General features: G+C 74.0%; 21 protein-coding genes. 5 read left to right on the top strand and 16 right to left on the bottom strand.

Annotated elements, in window-relative coordinates:
* Positions 1 to 9 precede the first annotated feature (9 nt).
* Positions 10 to 369 carry a zinc ribbon domain-containing protein YjdM gene (locus J5Y04_RS25850; RefSeq protein ID WP_209414761.1) on the bottom strand — a complete coding sequence of 120 codons (360 nt, stop codon included), beginning with the start codon at positions 367 to 369 and terminating at the stop codon, positions 10 to 12.
* A 67-nt stretch (positions 370 to 436) separates the two neighbouring features.
* Entirely contained in the window at positions 437 to 1,186 is a 750-nt protein-coding gene (locus J5Y04_RS25845; RefSeq protein ID WP_307853289.1) for a GntR family transcriptional regulator, read from the bottom strand.
* Positions 1,187 to 1,397: 211 nt separating this feature from the next.
* On the opposite strand from J5Y04_RS25845, the gene J5Y04_RS25840 reads away from it, so the two are divergent.
* From J5Y04_RS25840 to J5Y04_RS25820, 5 genes are read left to right on the top strand one after another with little or no spacing between them, the layout of a single operon-like run.
* Positions 1,398 to 3,005 carry an amino acid permease gene (locus tag J5Y04_RS25840; RefSeq protein ID WP_209414759.1) on the top strand — a complete coding sequence of 536 codons (1,608 nt, stop codon included), beginning with the start codon at positions 1,398 to 1,400 and terminating at the stop codon, positions 3,003 to 3,005.
* Positions 3,002 to 4,360 carry a glutamine synthetase family protein gene (locus J5Y04_RS25835; protein WP_209414757.1) on the top strand — a complete coding sequence of 453 codons (1,359 nt, stop codon included), beginning with the start codon at positions 3,002 to 3,004 and terminating at the stop codon, positions 4,358 to 4,360. The genes J5Y04_RS25840 and J5Y04_RS25835 overlap by 4 nt, the downstream gene beginning before the upstream one ends.
* Positions 4,357 to 5,085 (top strand): gamma-glutamyl-gamma-aminobutyrate hydrolase family protein, encoded by a 729-nt coding sequence (locus J5Y04_RS25830; protein WP_209414755.1) that lies wholly within the window; start codon positions 4,357 to 4,359, stop codon positions 5,083 to 5,085. Before J5Y04_RS25835 ends, J5Y04_RS25830 begins: the two co-directional genes overlap by 4 nt.
* The gene (locus J5Y04_RS25825) at positions 5,082 to 6,455 is read left to right on the top strand and encodes an aldehyde dehydrogenase (RefSeq protein ID WP_209414753.1); all 1,374 of its coding nucleotides are present in this window, start codon (positions 5,082 to 5,084) and stop codon (positions 6,453 to 6,455) included. The genes J5Y04_RS25830 and J5Y04_RS25825 overlap by 4 nt, the downstream gene beginning before the upstream one ends.
* 5 nt (positions 6,456 to 6,460) lie before the next feature.
* Positions 6,461 to 7,240 (top strand): 3-oxoacyl-ACP reductase, encoded by a 780-nt coding sequence (locus J5Y04_RS25820; RefSeq protein WP_209414750.1) that lies wholly within the window; start codon positions 6,461 to 6,463, stop codon positions 7,238 to 7,240.
* Positions 7,241 to 7,281: 41 nt separating this feature from the next.
* On the opposite strand, the gene J5Y04_RS25815 is transcribed toward J5Y04_RS25820, so the two are convergent.
* The 14 genes from J5Y04_RS25815 to J5Y04_RS25750 form a co-directional block, all read right to left on the bottom strand.
* Entirely contained in the window at positions 7,282 to 7,965 is a 684-nt protein-coding gene (locus J5Y04_RS25815; RefSeq protein ID WP_209414747.1) for an alpha/beta hydrolase, read from the bottom strand.
* A 6-nt stretch (positions 7,966 to 7,971) separates the two neighbouring features.
* Positions 7,972 to 9,291 carry a beta-ketoacyl-[acyl-carrier-protein] synthase family protein gene (locus J5Y04_RS43615; RefSeq protein WP_209414745.1) on the bottom strand — a complete coding sequence of 440 codons (1,320 nt, stop codon included), beginning with the start codon at positions 9,289 to 9,291 and terminating at the stop codon, positions 7,972 to 7,974.
* 1 nt (position 9,292) lies between these two features.
* Complete coding sequence (locus J5Y04_RS25805; protein ID WP_209414743.1) at positions 9,293 to 10,576, bottom strand: beta-ketoacyl synthase N-terminal-like domain-containing protein; 1,284 nt, start codon at positions 10,574 to 10,576, stop codon at positions 9,293 to 9,295.
* A gap of 22 nt (positions 10,577 to 10,598) precedes the next feature.
* Positions 10,599 to 11,402: an SDR family NAD(P)-dependent oxidoreductase gene (locus J5Y04_RS25800; RefSeq protein ID WP_209414741.1), complete on the bottom strand. Its 804-nt coding sequence runs from the start codon at positions 11,400 to 11,402 to the stop codon at positions 10,599 to 10,601.
* The gene (locus tag J5Y04_RS25795) at positions 11,399 to 11,977 is read right to left on the bottom strand and encodes a hypothetical protein (protein WP_209414739.1); all 579 of its coding nucleotides are present in this window, start codon (positions 11,975 to 11,977) and stop codon (positions 11,399 to 11,401) included. The genes J5Y04_RS25800 and J5Y04_RS25795 overlap by 4 nt, the downstream gene beginning before the upstream one ends.
* Positions 11,978 to 11,988: 11 nt before the next feature.
* On the bottom strand, positions 11,989 to 12,753 hold the full coding sequence (locus J5Y04_RS25790) for a 3-oxoacyl-ACP reductase family protein (RefSeq protein WP_209414737.1): 765 nt from the start codon (positions 12,751 to 12,753) through the stop codon (positions 11,989 to 11,991).
* Between the two features lie 30 nt (positions 12,754 to 12,783).
* On the bottom strand, positions 12,784 to 13,095 hold the full coding sequence (locus J5Y04_RS25785; RefSeq protein WP_209414728.1) for a phosphopantetheine-binding protein: 312 nt from the start codon (positions 13,093 to 13,095) through the stop codon (positions 12,784 to 12,786).
* A 56-nt stretch (positions 13,096 to 13,151) separates the two neighbouring features.
* A complete protein-coding gene (locus J5Y04_RS25780) occupies positions 13,152 to 14,834 on the bottom strand; it encodes a class I adenylate-forming enzyme family protein (RefSeq protein ID WP_209414726.1) in 1,683 nt (560 codons plus the stop codon).
* 179 nt (positions 14,835 to 15,013) lie between these two features.
* The gene (locus J5Y04_RS25775; RefSeq protein ID WP_245205439.1) at positions 15,014 to 15,685 is read right to left on the bottom strand and encodes an aspartyl/asparaginyl beta-hydroxylase domain-containing protein; all 672 of its coding nucleotides are present in this window, start codon (positions 15,683 to 15,685) and stop codon (positions 15,014 to 15,016) included.
* A gap of 109 nt (positions 15,686 to 15,794) precedes the next feature.
* Entirely contained in the window at positions 15,795 to 17,090 is a 1,296-nt protein-coding gene (locus J5Y04_RS25770; protein ID WP_209414722.1) for a hypothetical protein, read from the bottom strand.
* Positions 17,078 to 18,346, bottom strand: coding sequence for an acetyl-CoA carboxylase biotin carboxylase subunit family protein (locus J5Y04_RS25765; RefSeq protein ID WP_209414720.1), 1,269 nt, complete (start codon positions 18,344 to 18,346; stop codon positions 17,078 to 17,080). Before J5Y04_RS25765 ends, J5Y04_RS25770 begins: the two co-directional genes overlap by 13 nt.
* A gap of 5 nt (positions 18,347 to 18,351) precedes the next feature.
* Positions 18,352 to 19,602, bottom strand: a complete 1,251-nt coding sequence (locus tag J5Y04_RS25760; protein WP_209414854.1) for an ATP-grasp domain-containing protein — start codon at positions 19,600 to 19,602, stop codon at positions 18,352 to 18,354.
* Between the two features lie 92 nt (positions 19,603 to 19,694).
* Complete coding sequence (locus J5Y04_RS25755; RefSeq protein ID WP_209414718.1) at positions 19,695 to 20,468, bottom strand: SDR family NAD(P)-dependent oxidoreductase; 774 nt, start codon at positions 20,466 to 20,468, stop codon at positions 19,695 to 19,697.
* An 85-nt stretch (positions 20,469 to 20,553) separates the two neighbouring features.
* A complete protein-coding gene (locus tag J5Y04_RS25750) occupies positions 20,554 to 21,312 on the bottom strand; it encodes an SDR family oxidoreductase (RefSeq protein ID WP_209414716.1) in 759 nt (252 codons plus the stop codon).
* Positions 21,313 to 21,316: the final 4 nt, after the last annotated feature.

The raw sequence follows: 21,316 nt of genomic DNA, 5'->3' as shown, positions 1-21,316 counted from the left end.
GCGGGGGGTTCAGGCCTTCTTGACCACGCTCGACTTGAGCTGCATGGGGCCGAAGCCCTCGATCCTGCAGTCGATGTCGTGGCCGTCGACGCCGTCGACCAGGCGGATGTTGCGGACCTTGGTGCCCGCCTTGATGCCCGAGGGGCTGCCCTTGACCTTGAGCGCCTTGACGACGGTCACGGTGTCGCCGTCGCTCAGCACGTTGCCGACCGAGTCCTTGACCACCCGCTCGCCGGTGGCGCCGGTCCCGTCGGCGGCGTCCTCGGTGGACAGCCACTCGTTGCCGCACTCGGGGCAGACCATGAGTGCGTTCATCTCGTACGTGTACTCGCTGGAGCACCAGGGGCAGGGGGGAAGGTTCTCGCTCACCGGGCCAGGGTATCCGACCACCAGCGGATATCACGTTCCGTGGTCGCCCGGGGGCGGAGCGTGCCCGTCAGGCCAGGAAGCCGCGGAGCAGTGCGGCGGTCGCGGCGAGGTGCTCCTCGGTGGCGCGGCGGGCGGCCTCGCCGTCGCCGTCGAGGATCGCCCGGACCATCGCGCGGTGCTGGTCGGCGGCGTGCTCGATGTTGCGCTCCAGCATCGGGATGGCGTTGAGCAGGTCGTTCAGGCGCATCCGGGCCTCGGCGATGCCGGCGGCCAGGGTGCGGGAGCCGGTCAGCTCGCCGACGGCCAGGTGGAACCGCGAGTCCAGCTGCCGGTACTGCTCCGGGGCCGCGCCCTCCAGGTCGGCGAGCCGGCTCTCCAGGTAGGCGCGCTGGTCGGCGGAGAGGGTGCGCCGGGCGGCCGCCTCGGCGGCGCCGGTCTCCAGCACCAGACGGTACGTCAGCGCGTCCTCCAGTTCGCCGCCGAGGTCGCGGGCGGCCCGGCGCAGCTCGGCGACGTCCGGCGGCGGCATCCGGTAGGTGACGAAGGTGCCGCCGTAGCGGCCGCGTCTGGACTCGACGCAGCCGGCCTGCTGGAGCGTGCGGAGCGCCTCGCGCAGGGTCTCGCGGCTGACCCCGAGCCGGGTGGCGAGGTCGCGTTCGGCGGGCAGCCGGTCGCCGTGGCCGAAGACGCCCAGTTTGATCGCCTGGAGGAGGCGTTCGACGGTCTCCTCGAAGGCGTTGCCGGTCCGTACGGGCCGGAAGATCGCCCCGGCCTGCCAGTCCACGCGCGCTTGTTCGCGTACCTCGTCGACGTCCACGCCGGAATCGTACCTATGAGTGGCTCCCGGACCCGCCCCCTCACCACCCTTGACGCGGCCCGGGCGGGGGGTGAACGATGCTGCTCACCACCCCAATGGTCTGAATCCAGGCCATTGAAGAGCCGTCCGACCGTCTCACCCGCCGGGGGAGGCGTGCCACACCGCCGTGGCCGCCCGTCCGCCGGCACACCCTCAACCCCCAGGGGTGCCCATGACCGACGAACGCTCACCCGACCAGCCTGCCCCGCCGGTGTTTCCGGCAGACACACCCCCCGTTACCGCCGCCGACACCGCCTCCTCCGCCGACGGGCTCTCCGCCGACGAACAGCGGCTGCGCGAGCTCGGCTACACCCAGGAGCTCGCCCGTTCGATGTCGGGCTTCTCCAACTTCGCCGTCTCCTTCTCCATCGTCTCCATCCTGTCCGGCTGTCTCACCCTCTACGGGACGGGGATGAACGCCGGCGGCCCCGCGATGATCGTCTGGGGCTGGCCGGTGGTCGGCCTGCTGACGCTCTGCGTCGGGCTGGCGATGGCCGAGATCTGCTCCAGCTACCCGACCGCGGGCGGCCTGTACTACTGGTCGGCCAAGCTGGCCCGCAGCAGCGGACCCGCCTGGAGCTGGTTCACCGGCTGGTTCAACTTCCTGGGACAGGTCGCGGTGACCGCCGGCGTCGACTACGGCGCCGCGTTCTTCACCAACGCCTTCCTGAGCCTCCAGTTCGGGTTCGCTGCGAGCCCCGCGCACACGGTGGAGATCTTCGCCGTCATCCTGCTCCTGCACGGCCTGCTCAACACCCGCGGCGTGCGCCTCGTCGCCTTCCTCAACAACGTGTCCGTCTGGTGGCACCTGGTTGGCGTCGCCGTCATCGTCGGCGCGCTCGTCCTGCTGCCCGACCAGCACGCCTCCGCCTCCTTCGTGTTCACCGAGTTCGTCAACAACACCGGCTTCCACAACCAGCTCTACGTGGCCATGCTCGGCCTGCTCATGGCCCAGTACACCCTCACCGGCTACGACGCCTCCGCCCACATGACCGAGGAGACCCACGACGCCGCCCGCTCCGGGCCGCGCGGCATCGTCAACGCCATCACCGTCTCCCTGGTCGCCGGGTGGATCCTGCTGCTGGGCATCACCTTCGCCATCCGCGACTACGACGGCGCGCTGGCCAGCGACACCGGCGTGGCGCCCGCACAGATCTTCATCGACGCGATCGGCGTCAACGGCGCCGAACTGCTCCTGCTGATCGTCATAGGCGCCCAGTTCTTCTGCGGCATGGCCTCCGTCACCGCCAACTCCCGCATGATCTACGCCTTCTCGCGGGACGGCGCACTGCCCGGCTCGGCCCTGTGGCACCGCATCGACCCGCGCACCCAGACCCCCACCAACGCGGTCTGGCTGGCGACCGGCGGCGCCCTGCTGCTCGGCCTGCCCGCGCTCTGGAACACCACCGCGTACACCGCCGTCACCTCGATCTCGGTGATCGGCCTCTACATCTCCTACGTCATCCCGGTCTACCTGCGGCTGCGCCAGGGCGAGGCCTTCCCGCGTGGTCCCTGGCACCTGGGCCGCTGGAGCCGGATGATCGGCACCGTCGCGGTCGGCTGGACGGCCGTGATCACCGTCCTGTTCATGCTCCCCACCGTCAACCCGATCACCGCAGAGAGCTTCAACTACACGCCCGTGGCCGTCGCCGTGGTCGTCGGCTTCGCCGGCCTCTGGTGGCTCGCCTCCGCCCGCCACTGGTTCACCGGCCCCCGCATCCACGAGACACCGCAGGGCCCGGCCGCACCGGACGCCGAAGACGCACTGGAGATCCGTTGAACAGCCCCCGGCTCACCCTCGACGAGCTGCGCACCCGCGTGGCCGACGGGTCCGTCGACACCGTCGTGCTCGCGATGACCGACATGCAGGGCCGCCTCCAGGGCAAACGCGTCGCCGCGCCGTACTTCCTGGCCGACGTCGTCCCGAACGCCGCCGAGGGCTGCGGCTACCTGCTCGCCGTCGACGTCGACATGAACACCGTGGACGGCTACGACATCTCCTCCTGGGAGAGCGGCTACGGCGACCTCGTCCTCCGCCCCGACCTCGCCACGCTGCGCGCGGTGCCCTGGCACCCCGCCACCGTCATGGTCCAGTGCGACGTCGCCCACCACGACGGCACGCCCGTCGCCGTCTCCCCGCGCCAGATCCTGCGCCGCCAGCTCGACCGGCTGGCCGGATACGGCTGGCGGGCCCACGCCGCCACCGAGCTGGAGTTCATCGTCTTCCGCGACACCTACGAGCAGGCCTGGGACAAGGACTACACCCGGCTCACCCCGGCCAACCAGTACAACGTGGACTACTCCGTCCTCGGCACCGGCCGGATCGAACCCCTGCTGCGCCGGCTGCGCAACGGGATGGCCGGCGCCGGCCTCACCGTCGAGTCGGCCAAGGGCGAGTGCAACCTGGGCCAGCACGAGATCGCCTTCAAGTACGCCGACGCCCTCACCACCTGCGACGACCACTCCGTCTACAAGACCGGCGCCAAGGAGATCGCCGCCCAGGAGGGCTACAGCCTCACCTTCATGGCCAAGTACGACGAACGCGAGGGCAACTCCTGCCACATCCACCTCAGCCTGCGTGACGAGCAGGGCACCCCCGTGTTCGCCGGCGACCGGCCGCACGGCTTCTCCCGCACCATGGAGCACTTCCTGGCCGGCCAACTCGCCTGCCTGGCCGACTTCTCACTGCTCTTCGCCCCCACCGTCAACTCCTACAAGCGCTACGTTCCCGGCAGCTTCGCACCCACCGCGATCGCCTGGGGGCGGGACAACCGCACCTGCGCCCTGCGGGTGGTCGGCCACGGCCCCTCGCTGCGCTTCGAGAACCGCGTCCCCGGCGGCGACGTCAACCCGTACCTCGCGGTGGCCGCCCTGATCGCGGCCGGCCTGCACGGCATCGAGCAACAGCTCGAACTCGAACCGGAGTTCACCGGCAACGCCTACGCCTCCGACGCCCCCCGGGTGCCGGCCACGCTGCGTGAAGCGGTCACCGCCTTCGAGCGCAGCGCAGCCGCCGGTGCGGCCTTCGGCAAGGACGTCGTCCGCCACTACACCCACGCCGGCCGGGTCGAACTCGCCGCCTACGACCGGGCGGTGACCGACTGGGAGCGGCGCCGCGGATTCGAGCGGCTGTGAACCGCGACCACCGCCGGCGCCCCCTGATCGGCATCACCAGCTACCAGGACGAGGCCGCCTGGGCCGTCTGGCGCCAGCGCGCCTCGCTCGTCCCGCAGACCTACGTCGACGCCGTCGCCCGGGCCGGCGGCACGCCCGTCCTGCTGCCGCCGCAGCCCGGCGGCGTCGGCCACCTGCTCGACGCCCTGGACGGGCTGGTCCTGGCCGGCGGCCCCGACATCGACCCGGCCCGCTACGCGGCCGCCGCCGGCCCGCACACCGGCCCGCCGCACCGGGCCCGCGACGACTGGGAGAACGACCTGCTGCTCGGCGCGCTGGAGCGCGACCTGCCGCTGCTCGGCGTCTGCCGCGGCATGCAGCTGCTCAACGTCGCCCTCGGCGGCACGCTCCTCCAGCACCTGCCCGAGCGCAGCCACCAGATCGTCCCGGCCGGGTTCGTCCGCCACCGCGTCGACGTCCACGACGGCAGCCGGATCGCCGCCGTGCTCGGGCCCGCCGCCGACGTCTCCTGCTACCACCACCAGGCCGTCGCCCGGCTCGGCACCGGGCTGACCGCCACCGCCCACAGCGCCGACGGCACCGTCGAGGCACTCGAACTGCCCGGCCGCCGGTTCGCGCTGGGCGTCCAGTGGCACCCCGAGACCGACCCCGACGACCTGCGCCTCTTCCAGGCGCTCAGCACCGCCGCGCTCGCCACCACCAGCCACAGGGAGACCGCACGATGACCGAACCGGACCTCTTCGAGGTCGTCAACCCCGCCACCGAGGAGGTGATCACCACCGTCACACTGGCCGGCCTCGCCGAGACCGACGCCGCCGTCGCCCGCGCCCACGCGGCCTTCGACACCTGGCGCCGCGTCACCCCCGCCGACCGCGCCCGCCTGCTGCGCGCCTTCGCCGCCGCCGTCGACGCGGACCGCGAACACCTCGCCGCACTGGAGGTCGCCAACGCCGGCCACACCATCGGCAACGCCCGCTGGGAGGCCGGCAACGCGCGCGACGTCATCGAGTACTACGCCGCCGCCCCGGAACGGCTCTTCGGACGGCAGATCCCGGTCGCCGGCGGTCTCGACGTCACCTTCCAGGAGCCGCTCGGCGTCGTCGGCGTCATCGTGCCGTGGAACTTCCCGATGCCGATCGCCGCGTGGGCGCTGGCCCCCGCCCTGGCCGCCGGCAACACCGTCATCGTCAAGCCCGCCGAGCTCACCCCGCTCACCGCCCTGCGCCTCGGCGAACTCGCCCTCGCGGCCGGCCTCCCCGAGGGCGTGCTGCAGATCCTGCCCGGCCGCGGCCCGGTGGTCGGGCAGCGCTTCGTCAGCCACCCCGACGTGCGGAAGGTGGTGTTCACGGGCTCCACCCGGGTCGGCAAGGAGATCATGGCGGGCTGCGCCGCCCAGGTGAAGCCGGTCACCCTCGAACTCGGCGGCAAGAGCGCCAACATCGTCTTCGCCGACGCCGACCTCGCCAAGGCCGCCGCCACCGCCCCCTACGCCGTCTTCGACAACGCCGGCCAGGACTGCTGCGCCCGCTCCCGGATCCTCGTCGAGGCCTCCGCGTACGACGAGTTCATGGCGCTGCTGGAGCCCGCCGTCCGGGGTGTGCGGGTCGGCGACCCGGCCGACGAGAAGACCGAGATGGGCCCGCTGATCTCCGCCGCCCACCGCGCCAGGGTCGCCTCCTACGTACCGGACGGGTCGGCGGTCGCCTTCCGCGGCAGCGCCCCCGACGGGCCCGGCTTCTGGTACCCGCCGACGGTGCTGGCGCCCGTGCGGCACGACGACCGGGCGTTCACCGAGGAGATCTTCGGCCCGGTCGTCACCGTCGTCCCGTTCCGCGACGAGCAGGACGCCGTGCGCATCGCCAACGCCACCGAGTACGGGCTCTCCGGCTCCGTGTGGACCAGGGACGTCGGCCGCGCCCTGCGGGTCTGCCGCGGGGTCGAGGCCGGCAACCTCTCCGTCAACTCGCACTCCTCGGTGCGCTACTCGACGCCCTTCGGCGGCTTCAAGCAGTCCGGCCTCGGCCGTGAGCTCGGCCCGGACGCCCTCGACGCCTTCACCCAGACCAAGAACGTCTTCATCTCCACGGAGGAGTGATCAGCATGACCGAGCGACTGAACGAGCGACTGGCCGGCCGGGTGGCCGTCATCACCGGCGCCGGCAGCGGCATCGGCCTGGCCACCGCCAGGCGGTTCGCCGCCGAGGGGGCCAAGGTGGTCTGCGTCGACCTCGACCCGGAGACGGGCGCCAAGGCCGCCAACGAGGTCGGCGGCCTCTTCATCGAGGCCGACGTCACCGACGAGCGGGCGGTGGAGGCCCTCTTCCAGCGCGCCGTGGACGAGTACGGGCGGCTCGACATCGCCTTCAACAACGCGGGCATCTCCCCGCCCGACGACGACTCCATCCTCACCACCGGCCTGGACGCCTGGAAGCGCGTCCAGGAGGTCAACCTGACCAGCGTCTACCTCTGCTGCAAGTACGCCATCCCGCACATGCAGCGCCAGGGCAAGGGCTCCATCATCAACACGGCCTCCTTCGTGGCCGTGATGGGCGCCGCCACCTCGCAGATCTCCTACAGCGCCTCCAAGGGCGGCGTCCTGGCGATGTCCCGCGAGCTGGGCGTGCAGTTCGCCCGCGAGGGCGTCCGCGTCAACGCCCTCTGCCCCGGCCCGGTCAACACCCCGCTGCTCCAGGAGCTGTTCGCCAAGGACCCGGAGCGCGCCGCCCGCCGCCTCGTCCACATCCCGCTCGGCCGCTTCGCGGAGCCGGAGGAGATCGCCGCCGCGGTCGCCTTCCTGGCCTCCGACGACTCGTCCTTCATGACCGCCAACACCTTCCTCGTCGACGGCGGCATCTCCGGCGCCTACGTCACCCCCCAGTAGCCGTCCCCGCCGACCGGCCGGGGCCCGCGGACCCCGGCCGGTCAGCCACGACCGGACCGGCAGGCGGCCAGGAAGCGCAGGAGGGCGGCCGGCGGGGCGGGGAAGGGCGTGTGGCCGGCGGGGAGGTGGTGCCAGGTCACGGGATGGCCCCAGGCGAGGAGCGTGTCGCGGACGTGGGCGCCGGCGGAGGGCGGGATCACCCAGTCGTCGGCGCCGTGGGCGATCCAGACCGGCGTCGCCGTGCTGGCCGGGGTGCGGCGTTCGGCCAGGCAGGCGGCGAGGCCGCCGGGCAGGTAGGGGGCGCTGAGGGCGAGCCCGGCCAGCGGGGCGGGGTGGAGCAGGCAGGTGACCAGGGCCATGACCGCCCCCTGGGAGAAGCCCGCCAGCAGCACCCGGCCCGTGCCGGTCCGGGCCGTCTCGGCGTCCACCACCTCGCGCAGGCGCTCGGCCATGGCGAGGACGTCGGGCAGGCCGATCCGGTCGAGGCTGAAGACGCTCTGCGGGAACCAGGCGCGCACCACCCGGCCGCCGCCCAGCCCGCCCGGCTGCTCCGGCGCCCGCGGGAACAGCCCGCGCGGGGCCGGCCCGGGCGGGCCGAGCAGCCGGGCGGTCGGCATCAGGGCGGACGGGTCCTGGCCCATGCCGTGCAGCCAGATCACGCTCACCGGCGGCCCGTCCGCACCGGCCGGCTGCTGTCCGAGGGTGAGCTCGACGACGTCCAGCACCGTCGCTCAGCCCCGGGCCGCCGCGGCGGGGCGGGGTGCGCGCGGATCGTCCGGCCGGTGGAAGACCATGGACGCGTACTGGCCGCCGAAGCCGAACGAGTTCTTCAGGACCGTGCGCACCGGCCGCTCCACCGGTGCCGCGTTGGTCCGCACCGCGCACTCCGGGTCCGGCTCGGCGCAGGTCACCACCGGCGGGACGACTCCCCGGCAGAGCGTCAGCGCGGCGACCACCGACTCGACGATGCCGGAGGCCGCGGAGCCGTGCCCGGTCAGCGACTTGACGGCGCAGACGTCGAGCTCGGCCATCCGCCCGCCGAAGACGCGGTGCAGCGCGCGGGCCTCGGTGAGGTCGTTGAGCCTGGTCGACGTGCCGTGCGCGTTGACGGTGTCGATCCCGGCGGGGTCGGTGCCCGAGCGCTCCAGGGCGGTCCGGATCACCCGCTCCACCGACCCGACCTGCGGAGCGGTGATGTGCGCGGTGTCCACGGCCAGGCCCCAGCCGCCCACGACCGCGTGCGCCCCGCCGGCCCCGCGCCGGGCGGCGTGCTCGGCGGTCTCCAGGACCAGCGCCCCGGCGGACTCGTTGATGACCATCCCGGAGCGCCGCCGGTCGAAGGGCATCGACGCCTGCGCCGGGTCGCCCTTCCACCGGGAGAGCGCCATCAGCTGGTTGTACTGCGACAGCACGTACGGGGTGCTGCGCGAGACCGCGGCGGTGACCACGGCGACGTCCACCCGGCCCGACCGCAGCAGCCTTGCGGCCTCGGCGATCGCCCGCAGCCCGCCCGAGCAGGTGGCCTCCAGGCGGGTGGTGACCAGCGGGACGCCCAGCCGCCGCGAGATCTCGCGCGGGAACGCCGACACGTCGGTGGGCTCCGGCGGCAGCGGCCGCTCGCGGAGGTAGGCGGCCACGGCGGCCGGATCGTCCCCGACGGCGCTCCGGCAGGCGGCCACCTCCCGCAGGTGGACCTCGTAGTCGCGCGGGTCGGAGCCGCTCGGCCCCGGCCAGACCCGCGACCAGACCAGCCCGGCCGGCCGGGCCAGCGGCCCGCCGACCCCGGCGTCGGTGAGCGCCTGGTCGACCGCGCAGTGCATGATCGTGTCGCTCCACGACCGGCCCGGCGCGCCCCAGCCCTCCCGCACCTGCGCCTTGACCTGCTCCGGGATCACGCCGGACACCCACCCGCACGGCAGGCCCGACACGTCGATCCGGTCCTCGGCCACGAGTCCCGACCGGCCGGCCAGGTTGGCCTCCCAGAAGGACTCCACGGTCGCGCCGATGGGGGTGACCACGCCCATCCCGGTGATGACGATGCGACTGTCCACGTCAGCTTCCCTTCACGATCACGGCGGCACCCGCCGTCGCCGCGTCCCGGCCGTGGCCGAGCGCGGTGACCAGGGCGGCGGCCGCGCCCGGCACCTCGCGCGGTCCGCCGACGACGAAGTCCACGGCCCCGAGCGCGGGGTCGGGCTTCTCCAGCAGGCCGACGGCGGGGAGCCGGCCGCGGCGCAGCGCCTCCACGGCGAGCACCGCGTCGACGAGTGCGGAGCACTCCAGGGCGTTGCCGAGGGTTCCCTTGCTGGACGTGGCCGGCACCGCCGCGCCCAGGCGGGGGGCGACGGCCTCGCACTCGGCGAGGTCCATCGCGACGGAGCCGCACCCGTGCGCCCACCAGAGGTCGGCGGGGCGGCCGGCGCGGGCGAGCACGTCGTCGACCACGGCCGCGGTGGCGGACGCCCGGTCGGCGGCGCAGAGCGTCTCGCAGGCGGCGAGCCGGGCCAGCGGGGCGGCGCCCCGGGCGCGGGCCGCGGCGGTGTTCTCGATCAGCAGGGCCGCCGCGGCCTGGCCGACGAGGGTGCCGGCCCGGTCGAGGTCGAAGGGGCCGCGCCCGGGGCCGGCCTCGCGGCCGAAGCGCTCCTCCCGGTCGAAGGCCACGGCGGTGGTCAGCGGCAGCGGCGGGCTGACGCCCACGACCAGGACGCGGTCGAGCTCGCCGCTCCCGATCAGCCGGACGGCCAGGGCCAGCGCGCCGAGCCCGCCGGCGCCGGTCTCGCCGTAGACGGACAGGTTCGAGCCCTCGAACCCGGAGGCGAGTGCGACGAACTGGCCGAGCTGGGACGGGATGCTCCGGATGTAGGCGTAGTCGGGCACCTCGTCGTAGAGCAGCTCGGCGATCGGGCGTTCGTCGTGCTGGGCGAGGACGGCGAGGCCCGGCAGGATGTCGGCGAGTTCGTCGGAGCCGTTGCTGCTGACGGCCACGACGGTGCCGCCGCGGGTGGGGTCCGGGCGGCCGGCCTGGTCGCCCGCCTGGTCGCCGGCCTGATCGCCAGCCGGTGCGCCGTCCTCCCAGCCGGCCCGCGCCAGCGCCGCGCGGGCGGCGGCGAGGCCCCAGTGCGCGCCCGGGCCGGCGTACTTGCGGATGTTCTGCCAGCGGGCGCCGTCGGGCCAGGGCGCGTGGCGCGGGTCCACCGCGGCGACCGGCCACGGCAGGCCGGCGCCGTCGCCGAAGCCGGGCGTGCCGGACTCCAGCGCCTCCCAGGCGCGGTGGACGCCGGCACCGGCGGAGGTGAGCAGGCCGGTGCCGGTGATGGCGATGTCGATGTCGGACATGGCTGTGCCGTCCTTCCGGCCGTCAGAGGCTCTGGTGGTCGCCGAGGCTGTGGCCCCAGAGCCGGTAGCCGCCGTCCACGGTGATGGTCTGGCCGGCGATCCAGGCGGCCTCGTCCAGGCAGAGCATGGCGACGACGTCGGCGCTGTTCTCCGGGGTGGTCATCCGGTCGCCCGCCCACGGCGTGACCGACTGCTCGTGCGCCACGCCCCGGTTGAGGTCGGGCCGGACCTTGAAGACACCGGTCTGGACGAGCCCGGGGCGCACGCAGTTCGCGACGATGCCGTAGGGCGCCAGCTCGTAGGAGAGGTACTCGGTCAGGGACTCCAGGGCGGCCTTGGCGGCCCCGAACAGGCCGGCCCCCGGGACGATGCGGGTGGTGGTGGAGTTGGTGATGGTGATGAACCGGGCGCCGGGGCGGTCCCGCATCAGCGGGACGGCGTGCTTGGCGAGCAGCCAGGTGGAGCGGGCGTTGGTGTCCTGGACGAACTGCCACTGGCCGAGGGTGGCGTCCTCCAGGCGGGTGAACTTGGTGGCCGCCGCGTTGGCGACCAGGACGTGCAGGTCCCCGTGCTGCTCCCCGATCTCGCCGATCAGTCCCTCGATCGCCTCCGGGTCGGCGAGGTCGGCCTGGTGGAGCGTCACCTTGCACCCCTGGTCGGCGAGTTCGGCGGCCAGCTCGCGGGCGGGTTTGGCCCGGTCCACGTAGTTGACGCAGACGGTGGCGCCCCAGGCGGCCAGCTTGCGCGTGATGCCGGCGCCGATCCCGCGCGAGCCGCCGGTGACCAGGGCGACCTTTCCCTGAAGCGGCTTGATCTCGGTGCTCATCGGGTGTTCCTCTCGGCGGATTCGGAGTCGGAGTCGGAGTCGGTGGTGCTCCCGGGCGGGTCCGCGGCGGTGCTCCCGGGCGCGGCGGCGCGGCGCAGGACGACCAGGCTCATCCGTCCGATGGCGTGGGTGCGCCCCTGCTCGTCGAAGACCCGGCGGACGGAGTCGATCGTGCCGCGCCTGGCGTCGATCTCGGCGGAGCGCTCGGTCTCGGTGGTGAACCAGAAGGGCTGGTCCGGGTAGAGCGGCCGCAGGAAGTCCCAGGCGAGCCGGCGCATGCCGATGACGGCCACCGGTGCACCGTGCTGGACGGTCCAGCCGGAGGTCACCGAGTGGATGAAGCCGCCGGGGACGATCCGCTCCTGCCGGTCCAGCGTCCGCGCGAACCCGGCGTCATCGTGGATCGGGTGCTTCTCGCCCATGAGGTCGAGCAGGTGGTCCATCAGCCCGGTCCCGACGACGAGCGGTCCGAACCTCCGGACGGGCGCGTCGACGAGGTCCTCCCAGTACTTCAGGGTCTCCCTGGTCGGGGGTTCCTCCTTCAGGGGCTCCCCGTTCGTGGTCTTCCCGTTCAAGGTCTCCCCGTTCACGAGGCCCGGCCCCGGCCGGCCCGGTCGCGCATGACGAGGCGTCCGCCGTCGACGGTGATGGTCTGCCCCTGGATGTAGTCGGCCTCGTCGCCGACGAGGAAGCCGACGATGCCGCTGATGTCCTCGGGGACGCCCCAGCGGGTCCCGGCGCCGTCGCCGCCGAGCAGGTCGGCGACGGCGGTCGTCATGTCGGTGCGGACCTTGCCGGGCGCCACGGTGTTGACCCGGACGCCCTTGTGGCCGACCTCCGCGGCCAGGGCGCGGGTGAACGCCTCCAGGCCGCCCTTGGACGCGGCGTAGGCGGTCTGCCCGGGGCCGGGGATCCGCACCGAGTTCGACGAGATGTTGACGATCCGCCCCCAGCCCTGGTCCAGCATGACGGGCAGGACCGCCCGGCTGGTGAGGAACGGGCCGGTGAGGTTGGTGCGCAGGACGCGCTCCCAGCCGGCGGTCCGGGTGCCGAGCAGCAGCCGGTCGTCGATCACGGCGGCGTTGTTGACCAGGACGTGGATGCCGCCGTCCTGCTCGGCGACGTCGTCGACCAGGGCGTCGACGGCGGCCTCGTCCGCGACGTCGGCCCGGTGGGCCCGCGCCCGGCCGCCGGCGGCCGTGATCTCCTCGACCGCCTCGGCGGCCTCGTCGGCCGCCTCCCGGTACACCAGGTGCACGGTGTGGCCGTCGCGCGCGAGGCGCAGGGCGACGGCGCGTCCGATGCCCCGCGAGCCGCCGGTGACGATGGCGACCCTGTGGTGCTCGGTCATCTTCGCTCCTTCCGGGTCGGTGCCGCGGGCTCAGACGGCAGTGGGCTCGATGGCGGCGAGCACCGAGCCGAGGGAGCGGCGGTGGGTGTCGGCCTGCTCGTTCCAGGCGTCGAGGTCGAAGTCGCCGCCGAGCTTGCGGTTGATCTTCCGGGCGAGCTGGAGGAGGTCCAGGGAGTCGAGGCCGAGGTCGTCGACGAGGGACTGCTCGGGGGTGAGGGTGAGGTCGCCGAGGCCGGGCTTGACCTCGACGACGAGTGCGGCGAGGCCGGCGAAACGGTCGTCGCCGGAAGCGGGGGCATCGGAGGCGGGGGAGTTGGAAGCGGGGGCGTTGGAAGTGGTCATGACAATCTCCGGTTCTGGTGGGGGTGTGGCGCGCGGTCGTAGTGACCGGCCGGGCGCTAGCGGGAGGGCGTGGCCGCTCCCGGGGCCCGCAGGGCCGCCCGGTCGGGCTTCCCGGTGGGGCCGAGCGGGAGTTCGGGGTGGAAGGTGATGACGGCCGGCACGTGCTCCGGGGTGAGCTCCGCCCGCAGGTGCCGGGCCAGCTCGTCGGCGGTGAGCCGGGCGCCGGGGTGCGGCACGACGGCGGCCCGGGCCCGCTCGGTGCGGTCCTCGGCGACGATGCCGAAGACCGCGGCCTGCGCGACGCCGGGGTGGCCGAGGAGGGCCCGCTCCACGGCCTCGGGGTGGATCCGGATGCCGTTGGTCTTGATCACGTCGGCGATCCGGCCGTGGACGTGCAGATAGCCGCGGTCGTCGAACCGGCCGAGGTCGCCGGTGTGCAGCCAGCCGTCGCGGACGACCCGCGCGGTCAGCGCGGGGTCGGCCCAGTAGCCGAGCATCGCGTGCGGCGACCGGACGCAGATCTCGCCCGCCTCCCCGGCCGGCACGGGCCGGCCGTCGGGGCCGAGGACGGCGATCCGGGCGACGGTGGGCCGCCCGACGGTGGACAGCAGCTCCGGCACGAGGTGCTCCTCCGGGGAGAGCCGGGTGACCGTCCCCGCCTCGCTGGTGCCGTAGGTCTGTTGCAGGACCGGCCCGAACACCCGGACCGCCCGCTCCAGCCGTTCCGGCGACGCCGGACAGCCGAGGTAGGTGACGACCCTGAGGCTGGACAGGTCGGTCGTGCCGACGTCCGGGTGGTCGAGCAGCCGGTACAGCTGGGGCGGGCTGATCGTCATCCGGGTGACCCGGTGGGCCTCCACCGCCCGCAGCACCTCGCCCGGCTCGAACCCCTGGTGCAGGAGCACGGTGCCGCCGGAGGCCAGGGCGCCGTCGGCCATCACCCCGGACATGTGGCTGAGCGGCAGGGTGACCAGGCAGACCGACCGGATCTCCGAGGCCAGGCCGGCGGCGATGGCCAGGCCGCGCAGCCGGAAGGCGGAGGTCACGCCCTTGGGGCGGCCCGTGGAGCCGCTGGTGTAGGTCACGATGCCGGCCTCCTCGGCCAGCCCGACGGCGAGTCCCTCGTCCAGCGGCCCGGCGCCCGTGTCCGTTCCCGTGTCCGCGCCCGTTCCCGTGCCAGCGCCGACGGCGTCGGGGTCGGCGTCGGCCAGGTCGAGCAGGCCCGGGCCGCCGCCGTGGGCGGCGAGCAGCGGGGGAGCGGGGAGCCGGCGGCACAGCCGGCGCGCGGTGCCGGCGTGGTCGGCGTCCACGGCCAGCAGTGCCACGTCGGAGCGGGAGAGCAGCTCCAGCAGGTCGTCGTCGGTGAACCGGCTCCGCGGGTCCACCGCGTTGGCGGTGTGCAGGTGGAGCGCGGTGGCGCCGACCAGGTTGGCCGCGTACCGCAGGACGAGGTTGGCCGGGCTGTTGGTGACCGTCAGCACGCCGACCACCGGCCGCCCGCCCGGTCCGGGGCGGGCCGCGCCGCCCGCGCACACCCCGTGGCGGACCATGACCCGCGCCGCCGACCGGACCGACCGGGCGAGTTCCGCCGCCGTGACGTCGCCGCCGCTCCAACGGACGGCGACCCGCTCCGGCGCGGCGTCGAACACCTCCAGCAGCCGCCGGACGTACCCGCCGTCGACGGGCTCGCCGGCGTCGGCCGGCACGGGGCCCCCGGCCGGGGCGGTGTCGCTGGTCATCCGGGCCTCACTTCGCGTCGGCGGAACGGGGGAAGGGCGTGGTCGGGGTGCGCCCCGGGCGCGGCGGCCGGGCGCAGGGCCACAGGGCGGCGCGCAGGCCGCGGGTGGTACGCCCCCGGGCGCGGCGGCCGGGCCGGCCGAGGACCGTCCCGTCCCGGCCCGCCGCACCCGGGGACGGGTCAGACCGCGTGCATGACGTCGTACTTGGCGGCCTCCACGAACTGCGGCGCCCACTTGCGCTTCAGCCAGAGGCAGTACCGGTTGAGCAGGTCGGCGAAGACGCCCATCGGCCGCCGGAAGTCGACGATCACGATGATCCGGGGCTCCTCGCTCTCGTTGATCACCTCGTGTTCGAGGGAGACGTCGAGGACGGTGCCCTCGCCCTCCTTCCAGGTGTAGTAGTCCCGGTCCAGGCGGATCCGGGGCGGGTTGTCCTTCGGGATCCGCAGGCCGAGGTGGTAGCGGAGGATCCCCGCGTACGGGTCCCGGTGCGGCGGCAGTCTGACCCCGGGGTCGAGGATGGAGACGAACGCGTTGATCACGTTCGGCGTGGACTCCGCGAACGCCAGCAGCGACGGGATCTCCGTGCGGGCCAGCTCGTTGGGCCGGCCGAACATGTACGCGTAGTAGAGCTTCCAGTCCTCCGACACCTGGGCGGCCCGGACCGGGTCGAAGGTGCCGTACTTCGGGATGTTCCGGTTCTTCAGCAGCTCGTCGACCTCGGCCTGGAGGGTCGGGAACACCGCCTCCAGCTTCCGCACCGCGGGGAACGCGGTGCGCGAGGGGATGATCCGCGGCCGGTTCTCGCCGCCGGAGGCGCGCAGGAAGACCCAGTTGGTGAGGGCCCGCATCCGCGGATGGTTGACGCTCGGTGAACCTTTCACACGTTGCTCCCGGTTGTTGTGGGTGGTTGGTGCGCCGGCCTCCCGGTGCCCCGGGACGCCGAAGGGACGGCCCGGTTCAGAGCGAGGGCGCCGGCCGCACCTCGCCGGCGCGTGCGGTGTTCGGCAGGACGCGGCCCGCGACGTACCGGCCGGTGCCGATCCCGCCCATCAGCAGCACCCAGCCGGCCACCGGCAGCGCGGTGAGCAGGGTGCCGACGAGCAGCGGGCCGATGGCGCTCTGGGTGGCCTCGCCGACCACGCAGGCGCTCTGGTAGAAGCCGTGCTCGCCCTCGGTGGCGAGGGTGGCGGAGAGCCCCCACTCGCCGGCGGCCTCCAGGAGTTCACCCGCGGTCAGCGCGACCGTCGCGGCGACCAGGACGCCCACCTGGAGCGTCGTCGGCACGTGGCCGACCAGGCCCAGCAGCACGCAGCACGCCGCCGTCCAGAAGGCCGAGCCGCGGAAGCACCGCAGCGCCCCCTCGGTGGTCGCGGCGAGCCGGCTCACCGAGATCTGGCCGCCGATCGTGATCAGGGTGTTGATCATGAAGAGCCAGCCCATCGCGGACACCGGGACCTCGGTGTGCTTGGTGATCCACAGCGGCAGCACGGTGGTCAGCAGGGTGGTGTGCACGGTGAGGATGGCCGTGGACAGGGCCAGCAGCCGGCCGCTGCGCCGGTCGCGGGGCCGGCCCGCCCCCGTCGCCCCCGCCGCGTCCGCCCCCGTCGCCCCCGCGTCCCCCGCCGCGTCCGCGGCCGGGGCCGCCGCCTTCCGCGGCCGCGCGCCGAGCGGCGTCAGCAGGAAGCAGACCGCCATCAGCACGTACACCCCGCCGATCACCCCGTAGGCCAGGGCGTACCCGGACGCGGAGTTGGCCGACAGCAGCCGGACCGACACCAGCGCCCCCAGGGCGAAACCGATGTTGGTGATGGTGCGGGCCCAGGCGAGCCCCGCCACCCCGCTGCCTGCCGCACCCGCGATCAGGCCCCGGCGCACCACGTTCCCGGCGCTGTCGAAGCCGCCGGCCGCGCAGAGCACCAGCATCAGCAGCCACGGGGTGTGCACCTGGCCGGTGAGCGGCACCAGGACGGCCGTGACGAGGGCCGAGACGGCCCCGGTCTCCCGGCCCCGGCCCCGGTCGATCAGCGCCCCTACCGGGAACGCCACCGCCACCGACGCCGCGCCCCACAGGGACAGCGCCGTCGACGCGGCCAGCGTCCCCAGCCCGGCCGTCTTCAGCAGGTAGACCATCACCGTGGCGAGGAACGTCCCCTTGCCGACGGAGAGCACCAGGGTGGCGGCCAGCAGCCCGCCGGTCCCCGCCGGGGGCCGCGCGCCGGCGAGGGCGGTCAGGGCGCTCCCTAGACGGCGCACAGCCCGCCCCGGCCCGCCTGCCACACCCGGGTGGCACCGTCCGGCGCCTCGATGTGGAACCTCATCTGCGCCAGGCACTGGTCGATGGTCTTCAGCATGCCCGCGTGGTCGGGCGCGCTGCCGCGCAGCAGGTCCATCCAGAGCGTGCCGCCCTCCGGCTTCAGCACGCTGCCCACCGGGAACCGGCCGAGGTAGTCGACGACCCCCGGCTCCCGCAGGACCGCGTCCACGCCATCGACCCGGCGCAGCACCCCGCCCTCCAGCGGCGGGTTGTTGAAGAACTGGAACTCGACGGTGTCCGAGCGCGCCGGAGCCACCGTCCCGACCGGCTGCCCGCAGGCCACGGCGATGCCGAGGGCGAGCCAGTCCGCCCCGGTGACGCGGCCGTACAGCTCGCTCTTGTACCCGCCGATCCGGCCGTTGACCTCGATCAGCCGCGGGCCGTCGGGGGTGAGCTTGACCTCGCTGTGAACGTGACCGCGCCGCACGCCCAGGGCCCGCACCGCGTCCGCGGCGAGTCCGGCGATCGCGTCCAGCTCCGCGGGCGGCAGGTGCGAGGGGAAGAACGCGCCCACCTCGCGGAACGGGGTGATCATCGGCAGCTTGCCGCTGATCCCGAGGGTCTGCACCCGGCCGTCCTCGACCAGCCCCTCGACGGACACGTAGTCCGCGAAGTCGCCCTCGCCCCGGCCCTGCAGGAACTCCTCGACCACGAACGGGCGGCCGGGCGTCGGCAGCAGGCCGGCCGGCAGGGCGTCGGGCACGGGCACGAAGTAGGTGTCGCGGCTGCCCTGGCTGCGCACCGGCTTCACCACCACCGGTCCGTCCTGGGCGCGCAGTTCGGCCAGCAGCCCGGCCCGGTCCGCGACCACCGTGCACCGCACGGCGTCCACCCCGGCCTCGGCCAGCCGCCGCCGCTGCGCCCACTTGTCGGTGAGCAGGGTGACGGTGGCCGGGTCGTGGAAGGGCAGGCCCAGGCCGTCGCCGATCGCGGAGACGAGCGGGACCATGGCCTCGCTGAACGTCGTGACGCCCGCCGGGCGGTGGCGCCGCAGCTCCTCGACCGTCGCGCCGACGGCGTCGGGATCGCAGGCGAGCACGGGGCCGAGTGCCGCGCACTCGGCGTGCTCCGGTCCGCCCAGGGCGCCGGGCAGGGCCACGAAGACCGGGGTGTGCCCGCAGGCCTGCGCGGCCGCGGCTATCTCGGCCGGCCTGACGGCCGCGCCCGGGACGATGGCAACTACGACACTGGTCAATGGACTCACTCACCCTCGTCGGGACGGATCCGGTACACACGGTCCTTGAGCTCTTCGATGCGCCGGTGGTCGCGCTGCACGGCGGCCATGGTGCCGCCGTGCAGGAAGATCCTCATCGTGCTGGTGTAGAGGTCGACCGTCGGCCGTATCCGCCCGCCCGGTTCGATCTTCAGATTGAGGCCGAACACCGTGTCCAGGCCGAAGAGTTCGGCCACCACGCGTTCGTCGGCGCCCTCGACGACGCCGGACAGGGTGGTGGAGGTGGTGGAGCAGACGGCCTCGCCGCGCTTGGTGTAGGAGCGGCCCGCGTACTCGGCGAGGAAGCGGCCGGGGTCGAGCGCGGCGAGCGCGGTCAGGGTCGCCTGGTTGCCGCCGGCGCACGCGTCGTGGAACCCCGGGTGCATGTTCCCGGCGATCCGGGAGCCGACCTCCACCAGGGCGGGGCCCTGCGGCGTGAGGATGACCTCCGCGTGCGTCGGGCCGTGCTCCACGCCCAGCGCGGTCAGCGCCCGGTCCACGTACGCGACCAGCGCCGGCGCCGGGTCCTCCGCCGCGTCCAGCAGGTGCTCGCGGTCGTAGATGTTGCGCCCGCTCGGCAGGAGCCGCTTGTGGTACATCCACACGCCGCAGACGTACCGCCGGCCGCCGGACGACACCATGTCGACGACGTACTCCGGGCCGCGCAGGTACGACTGGACCAGCGCCTCGCGGTTGGTCTCGCAGTAGATCGTGTCGGAGGAGAGCACGGCCCGGGCGGCGGTCCGCACCTCGTCGGCGTCGGCGCAGACGAACACCGAGTCGCCGGCGGCGGACTTGAGCGGCTTCACCACCACGGGGTAGTCCGCGGCGCGCTCCGCCCAGTCGACGAGCTCCTGCACGTCGCCGCTCTTGAACTGCTCGGCGCAGTGCAGTCCGGCCGCCCGCAGCGTCTCGATCATCCGGTACTTGTCCCGCCGCGCCTCGGAGCGGAGGGTCCCGTTGGTCGGCACGCCGAGCCGTTCGGAGAGGGTGTCGGCGAGCGTCACGCCGGGTTCCTGGCCCGCCATGACGTACACCGGCTCGTACTTCGCGAGCAGTTCGACGGTCGTGTCCACGTCCTCGTGGACGATGTTGGCCAGGTAGGGGCCGAGGTCGGGGGCCGGCATCGAGGGCATGAACTCGGGCGTGCTCTGCACGTGCACGGCCTCGGCGCCCTGTGCCGCGAACTCGGGGGGCAGGTACTTCCCCGAGGTGTAGGCATCGACCAGCACCACCACCGGTTTGCTGCGTGACAACGGAACTCCTCGTGCTCTTCGCGCTGTTGGTCCGATCGTGCGTGTCCCGGCGGCTGAACCTCGGCCCCCGGCCGTCAGGTGGCGGAGAAGCCCCCGTCGACGAAGATGGTCTGGCCGGTCACGTAGGCCGAGGCCTCGCTCGCCAGGAAGACGGCGACCCCGGTGAAGTCGCCCAGCTCGCTGTTGCGTCCGATCATCGTGCGGCGCGCCATGGCCTCCGTCCGGACCGGGTCCCGGAAGACGGCCTCGTTCAGCGGGGTGTGGACGAAGCCCGGTGCGATGGCGTTGACGCAGACGCCGCGTGACGACCAGGCCTCCGCCTGGGAGCGGGTCAGCGCGGACAGCGCGGCCTTGGACACCCCGTACGCGCCGCTGTTGCCGAACGCCCGAATGGCCTGCTGGGACGAGATGTTGACGATCCGTCCCCAGCCGTTGTCGGCCATCCGGGGGCCGAGCCGCTGTCCCAGCACGAACGGCGCGTCCAGGTTGGTGTGCATCGTGCGGTCCCAGTCGGCCTCGCTCAACTCCCCGAACGGCGGCCGGATGTTGATCCCGGCCGAGTTGACCAGGATGTCCGGGTCGCCGTGGCGCTCCAGCAGGGTGTCGACGAGCCGGTGGGCGGCCTCGCGGTCGCCGAGGTCGGCGTCGATCCAGTCGGCGGTGCCGCCCTCGGCACGCAGTGCGCCGGCCGCCTCGGCCAGCGGTTCGGCACGGCGGGCCGTCAGCACCACCTCGGCGCCGGCCCGGCTCAGGGCCGAGGCGATCGCCAGGCCGATGCCCGAACTGCCCCCGGTGATCAAGGCCTTGCGGCCCTTCAGGGAGAACAGGTCGTCGATGAACGCGTCCAAGGTGGCTCCTTCGAAGGTGGCGGGACTCGCGGCGGGCGTGCTGCCCGGCCGGGCCGAGGCCGCCCCGCGCACCGGACCGCCGGCCTCAGGCCCGCTGACGGGTGGGGCGGAGGCGGATGTCGTCGAGATGGACGTGGGTCGGGCGGCTGATCGCGAACCCGATGACGTCGGCGACGTCCTCGGGCGTCAGCAGCGGCCCGTTCTCCTCGGCGACGGCCTCGAACCATGCGGAATCGTACCCGGCGGCCGCCTGGAACCCGGAGCGGACGAACCCCGGTTCGATCAGCGTCACCCTGATGTTGTACGTGCACACCTCCTGGCGCAGCGCCTCCACCAGCGAGTGCACGGCGAACTTGGTCGAGCCGTAGACCGGGTTGGCCGCCGAGACCTGGCGGCCCACGGTGGAGCCGATGACCACGAGGTCCCGGACGGCCGCACCGCCGTCCGCCTCCGCGTGCTTGCGGAACTCGGCGGCGCAGGCGCGCAGTTGCCGCAGCACGGCGAGGTAGTTCGCCTCGATGAGCTCCTCCCAGCGGGACGGGTCGGAACCCAGGACCGTCCCGGGCAGGCCCAGCCCCGCGGAGGCGACGAAGAGGCTCGCCGGCCCCCACTCCCGCTCGGCCGCGGCGAGCAGCTCCTCGGTGTGGCCCGGAGCGGTGATGTCGCCCGCGAACGGGGCCACCCGGCCCGGCCCGTCGGCGAGTTCGCCCGCCAGGGCGGCGAGCCGGTCGGCCCGGCGGCCCGCGGCGACCACGTGCACCCCGCGGCGGACGAGGTCCCCGGTGACGGCCCGTCCGATCCCGGAGGAGGCTCCGGTGACGACGGCGATGCGTCCCTCTGTCATGTCG

This window comes from Kitasatospora sp. RG8 (assembly GCF_017813315.1).
In the GTDB taxonomy this organism is placed as follows: Bacteria; Actinomycetota; Actinomycetes; order Streptomycetales; family Streptomycetaceae; genus Kitasatospora.
The sequence above is the reverse complement of the archived record's forward strand: the minus strand, read 5'-3'. Positions and strand labels throughout refer to the sequence as shown.